The sequence below is a fragment of the Sneathiella sp. genome, assembly GCF_002694385.1.
Lineage (GTDB): Bacteria > Pseudomonadota > Alphaproteobacteria > Sneathiellales > Sneathiellaceae > Sneathiella.
In genome coordinates this window covers 1-14,364 of the sequence record NZ_NZMB01000006.1, presented here as the reverse complement: position 1 = coordinate 14,364, position 14,364 = coordinate 1, and the positions used below count along the sequence as shown (strand labels likewise).

Below are 14,364 nucleotides of genomic sequence, written 5' to 3'. Positions count from 1 at the left end.
CCCCACACGATATGAACCCTGGGAATACAACGACATTTCGGGAACTCACCTTTTGTCGCCCATTCTTGAAGGAATTGATGCATCCCCTTTCGTTGTTGCCGACATTACCTATTTGAACCCGAACGTGGTTTACGAAATTGGCTTTGCAATCGGTCGGAAAAAGAAGGTTCTGCTGATCAGAAATAGCGATTACGAAGGCGACTGGGATATCGCAAAGACCGTGGGAATCTTTGATACAATAGGGTATTCAAGCTATCGGACCGAGGATGATCTTCGCAATAAGTTGACCAGCCATGTTTCAAACCATGCCTTGCCATTTGAAGTTACAGTTAACAACAAAGCTCCTGTTTACGTAATGCCAAACAATGGCAAGTCTTCGGCTTCAACACATCTGATTGGCCGCGTAAAGAAAGCGCGGTATCGTTACAGATCGTTTTCCTCGACGGAAGACGTGCGACTTTCTGCAACTGACGCTATAGCGCAAGTAGCCCAATCGGCTGGCGTTATTACTATGCTGGATGACGATAACATCGAGCAGACAGTGCGTGCACTATTCATTGCTGGTTTGGCCGATGGGATGAACAAGCCATCCCTCCTTTTGTCGCCGTATATGGCAGAAACCCCGCTGGACGTTAGGGATAAGGCGAAACTCTATAAAGATCAGAATGATATAGTGGATATTGTCGCTGATTTTTGTCCCGAAATTAATGCTAAGCTCCAAGAGTCGTCGCCCCCCCCAATCATTGCCCCGAACTTGCTAGGGCGAATTTCCGTCGGCGATCCCACAGCCGAGAATGAGATGACAACTCTGGAGAACTACTACTTGCAAACAGATCAATACCTCAGAGCCTCCAGAGGCGAGGTAAATCTTGTGGTCGGCCGAAAGGGTTCGGGAAAAACTGCGCTTTTCATTCGTTTGCGGGATACAACCCGGTCCGACAAGAGGAATATTGTCGTCGACTTAAAGCCCGAAAGTTATCAACTCCTCAAGCTTAAAGATGAGATTTTAGAGCATTTGGCCGAAGGGTCAAAACAGCATCTGATTACTGCGTTTTGGGAATACCTAATCCTTCTGGAAGTCACCTACAAACTTCTCGAAAAGGATCGAAATTCTCATAGATTTAACCACAACATCCGTGACCTATACGAGAAACTAGAGAGCATTTACACGGGCAGTGAGGGGATTTCAGAAGGAGATTTTTCAGAGCGTATAATGCAGCTTTCCCAACGCTTGTCTGAGAATTACTCCTCTAAGGTTCACGAGAACGAGAACAAGATCACCGGGCAAAATCTGACTGAGTTGCTTTACACCCATGATCTGAAAGCACTCAAAAAAGCCTTATCCCGGTATTTGGAACACAAGCGCAACATCTTGGTGCTGTTCGATAACTTGGATAAGAGCTGGTCCACTATCGGGGTGGATAGGACCGATGCCATTACGCTGAGGTGTTTGATTGACGCCAGCCGGAAGGTTGAGCGAGACATGCAGAAGCGGGGCCACGAGTTCCGATGCATCGTTTTTGTTAGGAACGATGTTTATCAGCATTTGATGGCAAATTCGCCAGACTATGGGAAGGAAATGCGGGCTACCCTTGACTGGAGCGACACCGATTTATTAAGAGAGTTGTTGAGACTGAGATTGATTTCAAACTTAGACGAGGAGTTTAAAGAGGCCGGCTTCCAAGATATTTGGGCGGGGATATCGGAATCTCACGTGTTTGGCGAAGAAACCTCTAGTTTTCTCATTGATCGTTCACTGATGCGACCTCGTAACGTACTGAAATTGTTCGGTCATGCTCGCGCATTCGCTGTCAATTTTCGAAAAGAGAAAATCGACCAAGAAGATTTCTATAAGGGGCTAAAAACCTATTCGCAGGACTTGCTCATTGAATTGGACAGGGAGTTGAGTGACGTTTTCCCAGACGCAAAGGACCTGCTCTACTATTTTATTGACAGCCCATCCATCATCACTGTGGATCAGCTTTATAACGTCATGTCGGAGGCGGCCATTCCGGAAGAGAGGCAGGAAACTATACGCAATTTCTTGCTTTACCACGGGGTCATTGGCCTGCGCTTAGACGATAAGGATCAGTATATTTTTGATGTTGGGTATGACTTGAAGCAAATACTTATTAGGGTGACACGTCTTGGAACGGAGGCACGTTTCGTGTTGAATCCCGCCTTCGCCCCTGCTCTTGAAATAAAAGATCAACTGTTTGAACAACAGTCATCCTTTGCGCTAAAATAGAAAATGCCGTTACATGGTAGCCTTTAAGGATTGGCTGTTGAACGTACGCCTTACTTTTTGGGGCAGAAACACTCCCACACTAGACGGCACACCTTTATTTTTTTGTTGTAGCTGAGCTCACTGATTTAGTACGTCCGTTTCCATCTTTACCGCTGGCCTTGTCGCNCATGCAGCGAAGGTCAGCTTTCCGCCCAGAGCGACTAAGAAGCGTAGTCGTGCGAAAGTGGTGCTGTCAGACTAATGCGACCTCGTCTCTGTTTAGCGTAAAATGGCCCGAAAGCCCTTCCACTATGCCGCGCTAAGCTGCCGCCACTCGACCAGTGCAGCGTTTCTCTGAAGTTTAAATTCTTCTCTGCTGGTTAGGTGGCGTTCATGGTTGAAGTGATTATGGACTGATGAGTGGATTGAGACGAATTTTTGCAAGCTTTTCAAGCATCTGAATTTCAGCATCGCCTGCTCTCTTCGTCGGAACGGGAGATGGGAGTTTTCACAGCGATTGTTCTTCCATTGGCCAACCTCTTGAACCTCGGCATTTCCGATGGTCTTCATAGCGGCACGATATGAACGCAATCTGTCCGTTACAATCACATGAGGTTTTCCATACCGTTTCATAAGTTTCTTGAAGAATACCAGGGCTGCCTTGCGATCGCGACGCCGAGAAACATAGGCTTCCAGAACTTCTCCCTCGTGATCAACGGCCCGCCACAGATAATGGGTTTCTCCATTTATCTTCACGAATACTTCGTCCAGGTGCCACCTCCAGTTGGAATGATTAGGTGAAGGATGACGTCGTCTCTTCCGGATCTCACTGGCGAACATCGGCCCAAATCTGTTCCACCAATAACGGATTGTTTCATGACAGACATCGATGCCCCGTTCATGAAGAAGGTCTTCGACATTTCGTAGAGAAAGCGGAAACCTGACATACATCATCACCGCAAGGCGGATGATCTCAGGTGAGGTTTTGAAATACCGGAAAGGATTATGTTCTGTCATTCAGAGAAAGTAAGAAACGACAGATAAGGCGACAAGCTATTTTCTTCTGACAGTACCCCTACCATCAATCTCAAGTTCGGTAATATCACCGCCCAGAACCAGATCTCGGGCGAATGCTTTAGTATCGAAATAATATCGGAGATTTTCCGGGATTTGATCGAGTAAGCCGGTATCTTCCAGGTAGGTCTCGGTATATTCTTCTGCAGTGCCTTCGAACAGGATAACATCCTCTAGCCTGTCTAGAATATTGTCCATATCGCAGCTTAGATCTTCGGCGAGATAAATCGCTTTGATCTGATCCTCACTCTCAAGCTGCTCAAAATCATCAAACCATTGTTTCAAGTTTGCCTGATGAATGCTCAGGGCTTCGAAGAGTTTGTAATTATCTCCCTCAATGAACTGGATTTCATATTCCTCAACAGGATCGCCATAACGGTTGCGGTGCAAAGCTGCTCTTCTTGCGTATTCCTCATAGGTTTCGAAATAAAAACCGGTGGCGGAAATATCGTAGGGGGCTGCATGATATGTATTCGTCATTTTCTGTCTCCTTGTTTTGATGCAAGGAAGGACTTGGCTGACAGCACGCAGGAGCAATTGCCTTCACGGATATGGAGCGGAAGGTCGGTTGCGACGGCGGGTGCAGCCGATAAAGCCGCACAGCTTCAAAACGAGGAGATGAGGAAATTATACGAATATGTTGCTAGTCCCCGTATTTTCTTCGATGGCTAAAGGAGCATAGAAGCCAACGAAATGGCACGACCGCCTAGACCCACCAATAAATACATCACTTGAGAAATGTGTAGCACACGGGCAAAGTGGAGAATTGAGCGGAAACTTCGGTCAGTATCTGCAGACAATGCCAATATCGCCATTGCAAGATATTATTTCGCTCATCACGGTAGAAATATCTCCGTCACTGACGGATTCGATGCCTTCGCACCTGGCACAGTTGATTTTCGAAGCTACCCGTCTGCTATCCGATTTTCCGATTATGGCCCCAGATAGCTCCAAAGTCATGAGAGTTTGGAAGCGGCTAGACAAATAGGGGCGAGCCGTTCCCAGATTTCTTCAACCACACCTTCTAGTGAAACGCCCTCAAGTTCGGTGGATTCAGCATAGGCAGTCCATTGAGTAACCTTCGTAGGTTCGGTGGCGAACTCTTCCGATAAACCAGGTGGTCTGTCGGTTGGAATTGCTGTTTGTCTCCTATCAAATGTAGATTTGAGCGTGCGCGCGAGCTCGTCGTCCGGGATTTCTTTGACTTTCGGCACGGCCCAGAGGTCGTAAAAATCCTTCATTCGTCCGTTCACCACGCCAAGATCGACAACGGCTTGGAATTTCTCAGCAATCACTGTGGCTGGCGAGTATGCCCGGATTTTCGCCAACTCGAAGTCGAGCAGTGAAGTATATTCGATTTCGAATTTTGGATCGCCTAGTGCATCACCGAAACCAAGATCTATCGTGATCGGAATGCGTGTTTTCCCCAGATAGGCAGTCGTCTTCAAACGCTTGCCGCCATAGACTTGATCTTCTCTAATATCAGATGCCGAGATATCAGCGACGTCGAATGTGAGTCCATCATTGACGTCCATAGCGAGGATTTTCGCGAACGCTGCTTTTAATTGCCCCTCGTCATCATCACCAAAACCGAGAAAATCTACGTCGCGTGTAAATCGTCCTGGATCCTTGGTCCAAAGCGTAACGAGCATTCCTCCTTTTAGAACAAACCGGTCCCGGTAGTCAGAAATGGAGAGGCGATAGATCAATCTCTCCAAACCGAAAGCGACGAGAACGACATTAAAGACGCGCTGCTCTTCGCGCGCCAGGTTCAGCAAGCGCTGCCGAACGGATGCGGCTATATTTTTCGGTTGCTTAGCCATTGGATGTCAGCGCCTCCAGATAGGGGCGCATCAGTTTGCCGGTCCCATAATTTTCTGCGGCATTTGCTAGACTAGCTGGCGACGCTTTGCGCGTTTCTAGAGCGGTCTTAAGGCACTCAATCGCTACGGAGCGATCGACCAGTTTTGGGTTTCGAAAGGCGTCCGCAATCGATTTGGCAACGGAGTATATTTTTACGTCAACATTGCCGATTTCAAACCTTTCTACACCTTTCGAGAAGTAAGGCTCTCGAAACCGTACCGTTCGCGTTCGCGGATAGGAGATTTTCGGTTTCCAATCTTTGGCGCCAATGGCGATCCACACCTTGCGCGGCAGTTGATCCGTGAGCCCGTGAAATGCTAGCGCCGACATGAGACAGATAATGGCCTTTGGCGCCTGCTTGCTGACTTCCGCGAGACTAGCGTTAAACTCGATATCGGTCTCTGAGAGCTGGTAGAGTCCTCGACCGATCCTAATAATATCGCCGTCGGCCATAACGCGTTTTATCGCAGTGCCGGTGACTCCGGCCTCGCGCAGGTCACGGGGTCGCGCGAGCGGGTGGCGGGCCATATAGGCTAGCAGTTTCTCTCGTTGCGTCTGTGTCGGCGCCTTGGACATTGTTACAAAACCTCGGACAAAATTTATTTATGTCCGAGGTTTTGTAACATAGTGGGAACCAATTTCCAATGAAAAAGCTTCAGATACACTCGCTATACTAAGTATCAGACATTGAGAATCCGGTTCCATCGTCACCCCTGTGCTTTCGTTTCCATTTTCGAAGAAGGCCGTTCGGATCAACGGCGAGCTCCGCCCCGCCTGCATAGACACGGTAGTCGGGCGCGCTGACTTCGGTTTCGGTGACTGTGCCGATGGTGACCATGGTTTAGGTCGCCTTTGTAATCAACTCTTGAAATTGTTTACGCGCGCGTTTGAACGCAGCGTTGCCGTCCGGAAATCCTTCCCGCATGAAGAGCGCGAGATCTTTTCTCCTCGGCGTTATAGGTCCACACATGACAATGCCGTCAAAGGGCCTCTCACCAGCGGCCAAATACTGCCCTATGAGGTTGAAAGGTCCATCCGTCTACCAACCACACTGGCCCGCAGTTCATTCAACAATTTAAGGCTGGCCATTGTTTTCTTAGGTTGCGCCTTGGCAATACCAACTAACAACGCTTCTATAAGGCCCAGTGTTTTGCGTGCTGGCAAATGGGATTGCTCAACGATCCTGATAATCTCCAGCTTTTCTGATGCAGGATATCTCATTCTTCTCCTCCCCCATCCCCGATCATGCTTTTTTTGAGAAGGCGCATCTCCAGCGTTTGCTCCGCGACAACCTCCTTCAGATCACGCGCTTGCGCGCGCAGATCACGCACCTCATCTGTACTGGCGGCCCGCACCGTATCTCCTGCCAACCGCCGCTTTCCAGCCTCCAGGTTTCCACTTTCACTTCGCAATGTCGAAGACCTTCTTCATGAACGCGGCATCGACATTTGCCATGGGACTGTGCGTTATTGATGGAACCGGTTCGGTCCGTTGTTCGCAAGTGAAATACGTAAGAAACGTATTTATCCCTTCCAGAATCATTCCGACTGGAGATGGCTCCTGGACGAAGTATTTGTGAAGATAAATGGACAAACTCATTATCTGTGGCGAGCCGTCGACCACGAGAGCGAAATGTTGGAATGCTTTGTTTCTAAGCGCCGCGATCGCAGGACAGCCATTGTATTTCTTAAGAAAATTATGAAACGCTATGGGAAACGAAATGAAATAGTAACGGATAGATTACGTTCATATCGTGCCGCTATGAAGACCATCGGAAATGCAGAGGTTCAAGAGGTTAGCCGCTGGTTGAACAATCGTTGTGAAAACTCCCATCTACCATTCCGACGACGAGAGCAGGCGATGCTGCAATTCAAGCGCCTGCGAAGTTTGCCGAAATTCGTTTCAATCCACTCGTCATTCCATAACCATTTCAATCATGAGCGCCGCCTAAACAACAGAGAAACATTCAAGCTTCAGAGAAATGCTGCACTGGCTGAGTGGCAGTAACTTAGCGCGGCATGATAGTGGTACCTTATCGCCAATTTACGCGAAACAGAGACGAGGTTGCATTCGTCTGACAGCACCTCGTGGCGAGAACAGGATCGAGAAAGCGACAACTGCCGTTTCCGGAACGTTTAGCTCCTCTTGTCCGCTGGAGACTGTTGAGATCGACCATACGAAGGCCGACGTCTTTCTCGTCGACGAAGAGACGCGCGAACCCATCAGGCGCCCGTTGCTGACGTTAGCGATGGAGGTCTGCTCCCGTATGGTGACCAGGCTATATCTCACCATGGAGGCGCCGTCGCGGCTGTCGACCAGTCAGTGCCTGCTCCATTCCTTATGCGATAAAACCGCCTGCGACGTTCAATGTCGGCGTCTCTGCTGTCATTAAAAACGCCAACGAATTCCCAAATTCAGAGACGTATTTTCGATACGTTCTCCACCTGCACGTGCAAAGTTAGCACTCCCACCAAACTTCCGTGACCACGAAACACCAACGTAAGGTGCAAACTCACGAGTCACTTCGTATCGTAACCGTAAACCCGCACCCACGTCGTTGATGCCGGACCCCACACCAAATTTGGGAACTTCTTGTAGTGCAAAGTTCGATTCTAAACGCCCTTGTGCGATCAAACGTTGGGTAAAGAGCCAATCATAACTGCCAACGAAGCGACCAGAGACATCTCCGTTTTCACTCAGGAATAATGCCGGTTCCAATTCAAACCAGTAGGGCGCCAATCCCTGAATCCCAAGGACAGCAAAACTTCTAGACATATCTGGCCCTGGACCAAATGTGCGGTCATAGCGCGCACCAATTTGCAAATCGAAAAATGGGGCGATCAATTTGCTGTAAAGCACCTGCACTTCAGCATTTCCTGATCTATTCGAAGACAGTGTTGTTTCCCCTTCTGTCTTGACCCACAGCTTGTTATAGTCGCCACCATACCAGCCCTGAACATCCCATTTGAATGTATCAGTGCCCTGATTTTTCCTAAATTCCAGTTGATCCGCCAATATTGATCCATATCGCTCCGTATCCATAACTTGAGCAGAAGCCGAATGGGTTTGTAACAAAAGAGCTACGAGTAGAGCTGAACCAAGCAGCGCAACCTTATTTCTTTCAAACGTTTTTATCACTGAATTTTCCATAATCTTAAGAAACCCTCACAACACGAAACATACCCATCTCTAGATGGTAGAGAAGGTGACAATGGAATGCCCAATCGCCGGGGGCATCTGCTGTTATTCGAACGGTCAATTGCTCGGCAGGCTTGATATTGACTGTATGTTTTCTTGGGAGATAACGGCCTTGACCATTTTCGACCTCCATCCACATGCCGTGCAAATGGATAGGATGCTCCATCATAGTGTCGTTTCTCAAAATCAGACGGAGTCGTTCACCTTGCTGAAATTGAATTGGGCCATCGACCTCGGAGAATTTCTTCCCATCGAACGACCACATATATCTTTCCATCACCCCTGTCAGGTGAAGCTCAATTTCTCTCGCAGGCTTACGTCGATCCCGATAAGGCACAAGGCTACGTAAATCTCGATAGGTCAGAACCCGGTGGCCTACATTTTCCAATCCGTTGCCCGGGTTGCTGGTCTGGTCGGTTGCAAACATGGACACCATCGCATTGCCCGGTAAATGCCGGCCCTGACCATGCCGATAAGACTTCCCGCCAGCCATTTTTTTCATGCCTTTCATACCCTGCATAGCCATACCATCTTTCATGGCACCACCTTGCATATCCATTGCAGCTGGCATCATTCCCATACTCGCCATGGTTCGCACCGGGCGTTCGCGTTGTGGAGGAATTGACGCCTTCATCCCCTTGCGGGGCGCAAGCGTGCCCCGTGCATAACCGCTGCGATCCATGGTCTCGGCAAATATTGTATAGGCTTGATCGGCATTGGGTTCGACTATTACGTCAAACGTCTCGGCAACAGCTATCCGGAATTCATCAACTGAAACTGGTTTGATATTCTGACCATCGGCTTGGACGACAGTCATCTTCAATCCTGGTATGCGGATGTCAAAATAGGTCATGGCTGCTGCATTGATGAAACGTAGCCTCACTTTCTCTCCGGGCCGAAACAGGCCTGTCCAATTTTGCCCACCCGTCTTTCCATTCATTAGGTAGTGATAGGTAGCACCAGTGACGTCGGCTATATCAGTGGGGTCCATTCGCATTCGGCCCCACCGTTTTCGATCTGCGAGGGTTGCTTTCGCGCCGTTCTTGGCGATGCTTTTAAAAAAATCCACGACCGTTTGTTTTTGATAGTTGTAATATCCGGGGATTGTCTTGAGCTTGCGCAGTACCCTATATGGATTGTCAAAAGTCCAGTCCGACAACATGACAACGTGGTCGCTATCATAAGAAAATGGATCAGGCTTTTTGGGATCAATAATGATCGGGCCGTAGTGCCCAGATTGCTCCTGAAGCCCAGAGTGGCTGTGGTACCAGTATGTCCCGCTTTGTCGGATAGGAATCTTGTAGGTAAAAGTTTCACCAGGCGAAATACCGGGAAATGTGACTTTCGGCACTCCGTCCATATTGTTTGGCAGGATCAGTCCATGCCAGTGAATTGAACTATCCTCCCCCAAAGTGTTGGTCACATTGATCGTGACGTCATCCCCTTCTTTAAACCTTAGCAGAGGTCCCGGAATACTCCGGTTGACGGTAATTCCACGCGCCAACCGACCACCAATTTTCAAGCGGGTCTTTCCGATCGTGAGGTCGAATGATTTTTTGGCGGCTCCAGAAATTGATTCCGCCGCAGACGCATAAGAGGGTAGGATTTTACTCAGAAGCACAGCCGAGCTTGCGCGGAACAATGCTAAGTTAAATTTCCGTCGGTTCATTGGAATCTTTCATTTTTACACCTGCGGGCCAGTAGCCATCAGGCTAGTGGGTTAATCTCGTTTTTCAAACTGTATTTTTTGATTTCAATTGTTTGTGAATGGTTCTTGAGAGACACAGTGTCAGTCGCGATGCCATCCAGTTGATGAAAATCGCCAAATCTCATCGATTTAGACGCCGTAATTTCGTCCTCAGCTGATTTTGAACACAAACGAGAGGCCAAATTGACTGCGCGCCCAAGAATGGTGAAATCCATTCGATCTCCTTTTCCCAATGTGGCCGCTATGACCTCTCCCTCAAAAAGTCCGATTCCCGGACGTCGAGGAAGATCACTGCAATTCTCAATGCAGTGGATTGCGGCCTGCATTGCATTGTCGGTAGCTCCTTCACCGGTAAACCAAGCAAGCATTCCATCTCCGAGTAATTTGTCGACATCGCCACCATGACTTTCGACCGCATCGGTCACAGCCGTAACAAAGCGATCAATCAAATCTGCAGTTTCCTCAACACTGTGTGTCTCGGCATACCCACTGAAATTTCGAAGGTCAGCAAAGAGCACCACTGCTTGATGCTTTATCGCTGAAGATTGCCCTTCTGACACATTAGCCCGTGCAGCTTTGGACAAAAAGCGCTGTAACTGCTCGCGGGCATTTACCATCGATGCAAACGAAACGTTCAGTGAACGTTGAGCACGATGGATCAGACCGTAAGCAATAAATGTTGAGAGGATTAACAAGACGCCAAACCAAACAGCATCGTTCGTTGAAATCTGGCTCACCGTATTTTCAAATCGTCGACTGGGACGCGACACAGCGAAGAGAAAGCGTTTGTTTGAATCAGTATCGTAGAAAACCGTAAACGTCGACCAATAACCCTGATGAACAACGTCTTCGTATAGCTGGGGAAGTCCCGTTTGGAGAACATCCTCGAATAGTTTCATTTCGGGTAGTTTGCAACTGTCTAAGATTGAGCGATTGAAAAGGGGTTTCCCCTGAATGCTCTGTATGGAAAGGCAATGAATCCCACGGGTTTCCATCTCGTGTACGATTTCATCTTCAAGTTTGCTTGATTTCCCTGAGAACAATTTACTCCAACCTTCGGGGTGCTTTTTGCGCAGCTCGGAGGCAATATTATACACGCTTTGCTGATCGTGTTCGGCGTGAAAAATCTCCATGTTTGCTCCGACCCTACTTTTTAACGAGAGCGTAAGACCAATGCCGCCAATCAGAACAAAGGGCACAACAAATAGTATAAAGTTCCGCAAGAGCGGATATGGTTTGTCTTGGATCGGTCGAGGAATAACGATTTTCATAAAACTATCCACAGTACCCGACTCTTTCATAAAATCAAGCATATAACAGAATTTCGGGCTATTTTACCGCTCATCAACAATGCAATGAATTCAGCAATTTCCGTTGTTTGGAATTTTTTGACGAGTTTTCTCAACGCGTTCAATCCCAAAGAAAACAGAGAACGTTGCAAGCGTCCATGAGCTTTTTGACGGATAGGTTTTAATCGAGCCGCCCAAATTCCCGTTTTATAAGCCAAGCAAAAAGCAATCGCCAGAATAGCAACCAACGTGCTGAGCTTTTTCGGGTTTGTCATATGGGTATCTTCCAGTCCCAGCCCTCTTTTTTTCAAGCAGGAGAACAACGTTTCAATTCCCCAACGCTTGCGATAAGTCGGCAATATCTGATTAGATTTCATAAGGTTGGAGGCAACAATCAGCATTTCGCCCGTCTTCAATCGCATCATACTGATTTTTACAGGTGTTGCTGTTTCTTCCTCAACCCTGCCCAAAAACCAAAAGCCGTTCAGACGGTGAGTTTTCCCTTTTTTGAGGTGGCTGGCTGGGGTGGATAATTTAATGGGAGCGTAGCCTTCTTGCCAGATCATCATGTTTTCTTTCAGTCGAATGGCAAAGCGGATTCCGTGTTCATGCAACCAATCCAGCCATTTGTCCCCGATAAATTCACGGTCTGCTGTAAGAGAGGCAATGGGCTGGTCTGGAAAAGACTCCTTGAATTTCGCCATTAAATCTATGCGTTCGACCACATTGGAATTTCCCGCCTTATCAAGCAAAACCCAAAACAGAGGAAGACAGACTTTGCCATGAACGATGCCGAGCATCAAAATATTGATGTGGCAACGACCGAATTTCCAGTTTGTACGGTCCAACGCCAAGTCCCACGGTTTACCCGACAGCCCCATAATTTGAACCAGTAATCGGGCGGTGCTTGCTCCATCAAGTTGGATGTGTTGGAAAAAACGCTCAAAACGGCGATGAACCGATAGGGTCTGTGCCTTTGTGTCAACATGACCTGCAAGTCGCCACAAATTGACCGTTCCTGTTTCAATAATCAGTGTAACCAGCCAAACCAGTGTTTCTCGCCTTGTTCGCCAAAGCGAAATGTGATTTGCTACAAATTGGGATAAGGCTTGTGTCAGTGATTTTTGCATAACTTCCAGATCTCTCGTTGAAAAAGAATCAGAAAGTATGAATCACTTCATGGCTTTATCCTAATTTGTCGGGTACTGTGAAAACTATCATACAATTTCAATAGACGAACCAACTAAAGCAGTAATTGCTAAAGTTTTAAAACCCTGAAGTTCAACCCGCACCATCGGTTCATAAATCATTGCTGACCGACCTTAAGTCTTGCGTCCCTGACCGGGCAAAATACGGCGCAATACGTCTGTTTTGAACCAGAAGTGATTGGCTAACGCGCCAGCAATATGGAGAGCGACGAATGCCATCAACACGTTCGACGCAAGAACGTGTTGGTCGCCGATCCACTCATTGCTGAACCACCAGGATACCAGGCCTGCCAAGGGCATAATCAGCAAAAGGGCGTAGAGTCCGAAATGAGTAATACGGGCCAGCACAGACGCCCAGTTCGGTTCGCCCTCCCAATGAGGTGGTCGGCCATGCGCTAAACGATCCCACAGACGTAACGCGATCGCCACAAAAATCGATAGACCAATGACCACATGAAGATACCCGAAAGTAACCGTAAGGGCATCCATCGTCTTGCCTTCAATCCCACCATCAAAAAATGCAACCATCCATTCACCAATGAAAAATTGAAATGCCAACAGTACCACGATTAACCAGTGGAGCGTGATGTTGAGACGGGTCCAACGATCTTCATTGGGTAGATTTGCGATTGATGAATTAATCATAACGACTCCTTGATAAAAATTGCGAAGGGTCGTTGAGGAACGCCTATCTGCCAATTTCACTATATGCCACGAACTCTAAATCGTCAATTTACGGTTTTGTATGGTTTCAGAAAGGACACCGACAGAACTGACGCCCATTGTCCGTCGTCAGAACATTTGTCACTGAAGGCTGCGTAAATTAACGGAGCATCGGTTCCATCTGGTTGGTTGATATTAAGCGGCAAGGTGCTGTCAGACTAATGCGACGTAGTCTCTGTTTGGCATAAAATGGCATAAAAAAGTACCTCAATTATGCAGCACCAAGTTGTCGCCACTCAGCAAGAGCAACGTCGCGTTGAACTTTAAATGTGGTTCTTGAGTTGAGATGGCGTTCGGTGTTGAAGTGGTTATGGACTGATGCGTGGACTGATACGAATTTCTGCAAACTTCGCCGGCGCCTGAATTGCAACATCGCCTGTTCTCTTCGTCGGAATGGGAGATGGGAGTTTTCACAGCGATTGTTCTTCCAACGGCCTGTTTCTTGCGATGCTTCATTACCAACTACCTTCATCGCAGCACGATATGAACGTAATCTATCCGTTACTATTTCAGATGGTTTTCCGTACCGTTTCATAATTTTCTTAAGAAACACCAGGGCTGCCTTACGATCGCGGCGCTTAGAAACAAAGCATTCCAACACTTCCCCCTCGTGATCAACGGCTCGCCACAGATAATGAGTTTCTCCGTTGATCTTCACAAATACTTCGTCCATATGCCATCGCCAGTTGGAATGATTTTGGGGAGGATGAAGTCGTTTCTTTCGAATTTCACTTGCGAAGATTGGGCCAAATTTATTCCACCAATAGCGGACTGTTTCATGACAAATATCTATGCCCCGTTCATGAAGAAGATCTTCAACATTTCGTAAAGAAAGCGGAAACCTGATGTACATCATTACCGCGAGGCGGATGACTTCTGGAGAGGTTTTGAAATACCGGAATGGATTATGATTTTTCATTCAAGGAGAGTAGAAAATGACAATTAGGACGACAATCCATTTTCTTCTGACAGTGCCCCCACACGATATGAACCCTGGGAATACAACGACATTTCGGGAACTCACCTTTTGTCGCCCATTCTTGAAGGAATTGATGCATCCCCTTTCGTTGTTGC

General features: G+C 47.7%; 12 protein-coding genes and 2 pseudogenes. 2 read left to right on the top strand and 12 right to left on the bottom strand.

The window, feature by feature from the left end; translation table 11 throughout:
- Positions 1-2,248, top strand: a 2,248-nt coding sequence (locus CMN55_RS03605; protein WP_293948177.1) for a P-loop ATPase, Sll1717 family, incomplete at its 5' end; no start/stop codon positions are given.
- A 288-nt stretch (positions 2,249-2,536) separates the two neighbouring features.
- On the opposite strand, the gene CMN55_RS03600 is transcribed toward CMN55_RS03605, so the two are convergent.
- The 6 genes and pseudogenes from CMN55_RS03600 to CMN55_RS03575 form a co-directional block, all read right to left on the bottom strand.
- Positions 2,537-3,244 carry an IS6 family transposase gene (locus tag CMN55_RS03600; RefSeq protein WP_293948176.1) on the bottom strand — a complete coding sequence of 236 codons (708 nt, stop codon included), beginning with the start codon at positions 3,242-3,244 and terminating at the stop codon, positions 2,537-2,539.
- Positions 3,245-3,280: 36 nt separating this feature from the next.
- Positions 3,281-3,781 carry an antirestriction protein ArdA gene (locus CMN55_RS03595; protein WP_293948175.1) on the bottom strand — a complete coding sequence of 167 codons (501 nt, stop codon included), beginning with the start codon at positions 3,779-3,781 and terminating at the stop codon, positions 3,281-3,283.
- A gap of 476 nt (positions 3,782-4,257) precedes the next feature.
- Complete coding sequence (locus CMN55_RS03590) at positions 4,258-5,124, bottom strand: nucleotidyl transferase AbiEii/AbiGii toxin family protein (protein WP_293948174.1); 867 nt, start codon at positions 5,122-5,124, stop codon at positions 4,258-4,260.
- Positions 5,117-5,740, bottom strand: coding sequence for a type IV toxin-antitoxin system AbiEi family antitoxin domain-containing protein (locus tag CMN55_RS03585; protein ID WP_293948173.1), 624 nt, complete (start codon positions 5,738-5,740; stop codon positions 5,117-5,119). Before CMN55_RS03585 ends, CMN55_RS03590 begins: the two co-directional genes overlap by 8 nt.
- A gap of 97 nt (positions 5,741-5,837) precedes the next feature.
- Positions 5,838-6,002, bottom strand: a complete 165-nt coding sequence (locus CMN55_RS03580) for a hypothetical protein (protein WP_293948172.1) — start codon at positions 6,000-6,002, stop codon at positions 5,838-5,840.
- A gap of 305 nt (positions 6,003-6,307) precedes the next feature.
- A pseudogene (locus CMN55_RS03575) lies at positions 6,308-6,555 on the bottom strand (IS3 family transposase); the annotation flags it as partial.
- Between CMN55_RS03575 and CMN55_RS17035 the strand changes: the two are divergent.
- Positions 6,554-7,171 (top strand): annotated as a pseudogene (locus CMN55_RS17035) (IS6 family transposase); the annotation flags it as partial. The pseudogenes CMN55_RS03575 and CMN55_RS17035 sit on opposite strands and share 2 nt — an antisense overlap.
- Positions 7,172-7,552: 381 nt before the next feature.
- On the opposite strand, the gene CMN55_RS03570 reads toward CMN55_RS17035, so the two are convergent.
- From CMN55_RS03570 to CMN55_RS03545, 6 genes are all read right to left on the bottom strand, one after another.
- Positions 7,553-8,314 carry a copper resistance protein B gene (locus tag CMN55_RS03570; protein WP_293948171.1) on the bottom strand — a complete coding sequence of 254 codons (762 nt, stop codon included), beginning with the start codon at positions 8,312-8,314 and terminating at the stop codon, positions 7,553-7,555.
- A gap of 4 nt (positions 8,315-8,318) precedes the next feature.
- Positions 8,319-10,031, bottom strand: coding sequence for a copper resistance system multicopper oxidase (locus CMN55_RS03565; RefSeq protein WP_293948170.1), 1,713 nt, complete (start codon positions 10,029-10,031; stop codon positions 8,319-8,321).
- A 38-nt stretch (positions 10,032-10,069) separates the two neighbouring features.
- Positions 10,070-11,341 carry an adenylate/guanylate cyclase domain-containing protein gene (locus CMN55_RS03560; protein WP_293948169.1) on the bottom strand — a complete coding sequence of 424 codons (1,272 nt, stop codon included), beginning with the start codon at positions 11,339-11,341 and terminating at the stop codon, positions 10,070-10,072.
- 26 nt (positions 11,342-11,367) lie between these two features.
- The gene (locus CMN55_RS03555) at positions 11,368-12,489 is read right to left on the bottom strand and encodes an IS4 family transposase (RefSeq protein WP_293948168.1); all 1,122 of its coding nucleotides are present in this window, start codon (positions 12,487-12,489) and stop codon (positions 11,368-11,370) included.
- Positions 12,490-12,681: 192 nt separating this feature from the next.
- Positions 12,682-13,212, bottom strand: a complete 531-nt coding sequence (locus CMN55_RS03550; protein WP_293948167.1) for a cytochrome b — start codon at positions 13,210-13,212, stop codon at positions 12,682-12,684.
- 289 nt (positions 13,213-13,501) lie between these two features.
- Entirely contained in the window at positions 13,502-14,209 is a 708-nt protein-coding gene (locus CMN55_RS03545; protein ID WP_293948166.1) for an IS6 family transposase, read from the bottom strand.
- Between the last annotated feature and the right edge of the window lie 155 nt (positions 14,210-14,364).

Excerpts from the sequence above, each read along its gene's own strand:
- CMN55_RS03600 (WP_293948176.1), bottom strand. The coding sequence starts at position 3,244 with ATGACAGAACATAATCCTTTCCGGTATTTCAAAACCTCACCTGAGATC.
- CMN55_RS03595 (WP_293948175.1), bottom strand. The coding sequence starts at position 3,781 with ATGACGAATACATATCATGCAGCCCCCTACGATATTTCCGCCACCGGT.
- CMN55_RS03590 (WP_293948174.1), bottom strand. The coding sequence starts at position 5,124 with ATGGCTAAGCAACCGAAAAATATAGCCGCATCCGTTCGGCAGCGCTTG.
- CMN55_RS03585 (WP_293948173.1), bottom strand. The coding sequence starts at position 5,740 with ATGTCCAAGGCGCCGACACAGACGCAACGAGAGAAACTGCTAGCCTAT.
- CMN55_RS03580 (WP_293948172.1), bottom strand. The coding sequence starts at position 6,002 with ATGGTCACCATCGGCACAGTCACCGAAACCGAAGTCAGCGCGCCCGAC.
- CMN55_RS03570 (WP_293948171.1), bottom strand. The coding sequence starts at position 8,314 with ATGGAAAATTCAGTGATAAAAACGTTTGAAAGAAATAAGGTTGCGCTG.
- CMN55_RS03565 (WP_293948170.1), bottom strand. The coding sequence starts at position 10,031 with ATGAACCGACGGAAATTTAACTTAGCATTGTTCCGCGCAAGCTCGGCT.
- CMN55_RS03560 (WP_293948169.1), bottom strand. The coding sequence starts at position 11,341 with ATGAAAATCGTTATTCCTCGACCGATCCAAGACAAACCATATCCGCTC.
- CMN55_RS03555 (WP_293948168.1), bottom strand. The coding sequence starts at position 12,489 with ATGCAAAAATCACTGACACAAGCCTTATCCCAATTTGTAGCAAATCAC.
- CMN55_RS03550 (WP_293948167.1), bottom strand. The coding sequence starts at position 13,212 with ATGATTAATTCATCAATCGCAAATCTACCCAATGAAGATCGTTGGACC.
- CMN55_RS03545 (WP_293948166.1), bottom strand. The coding sequence starts at position 14,209 with ATGAAAAATCATAATCCATTCCGGTATTTCAAAACCTCTCCAGAAGTC.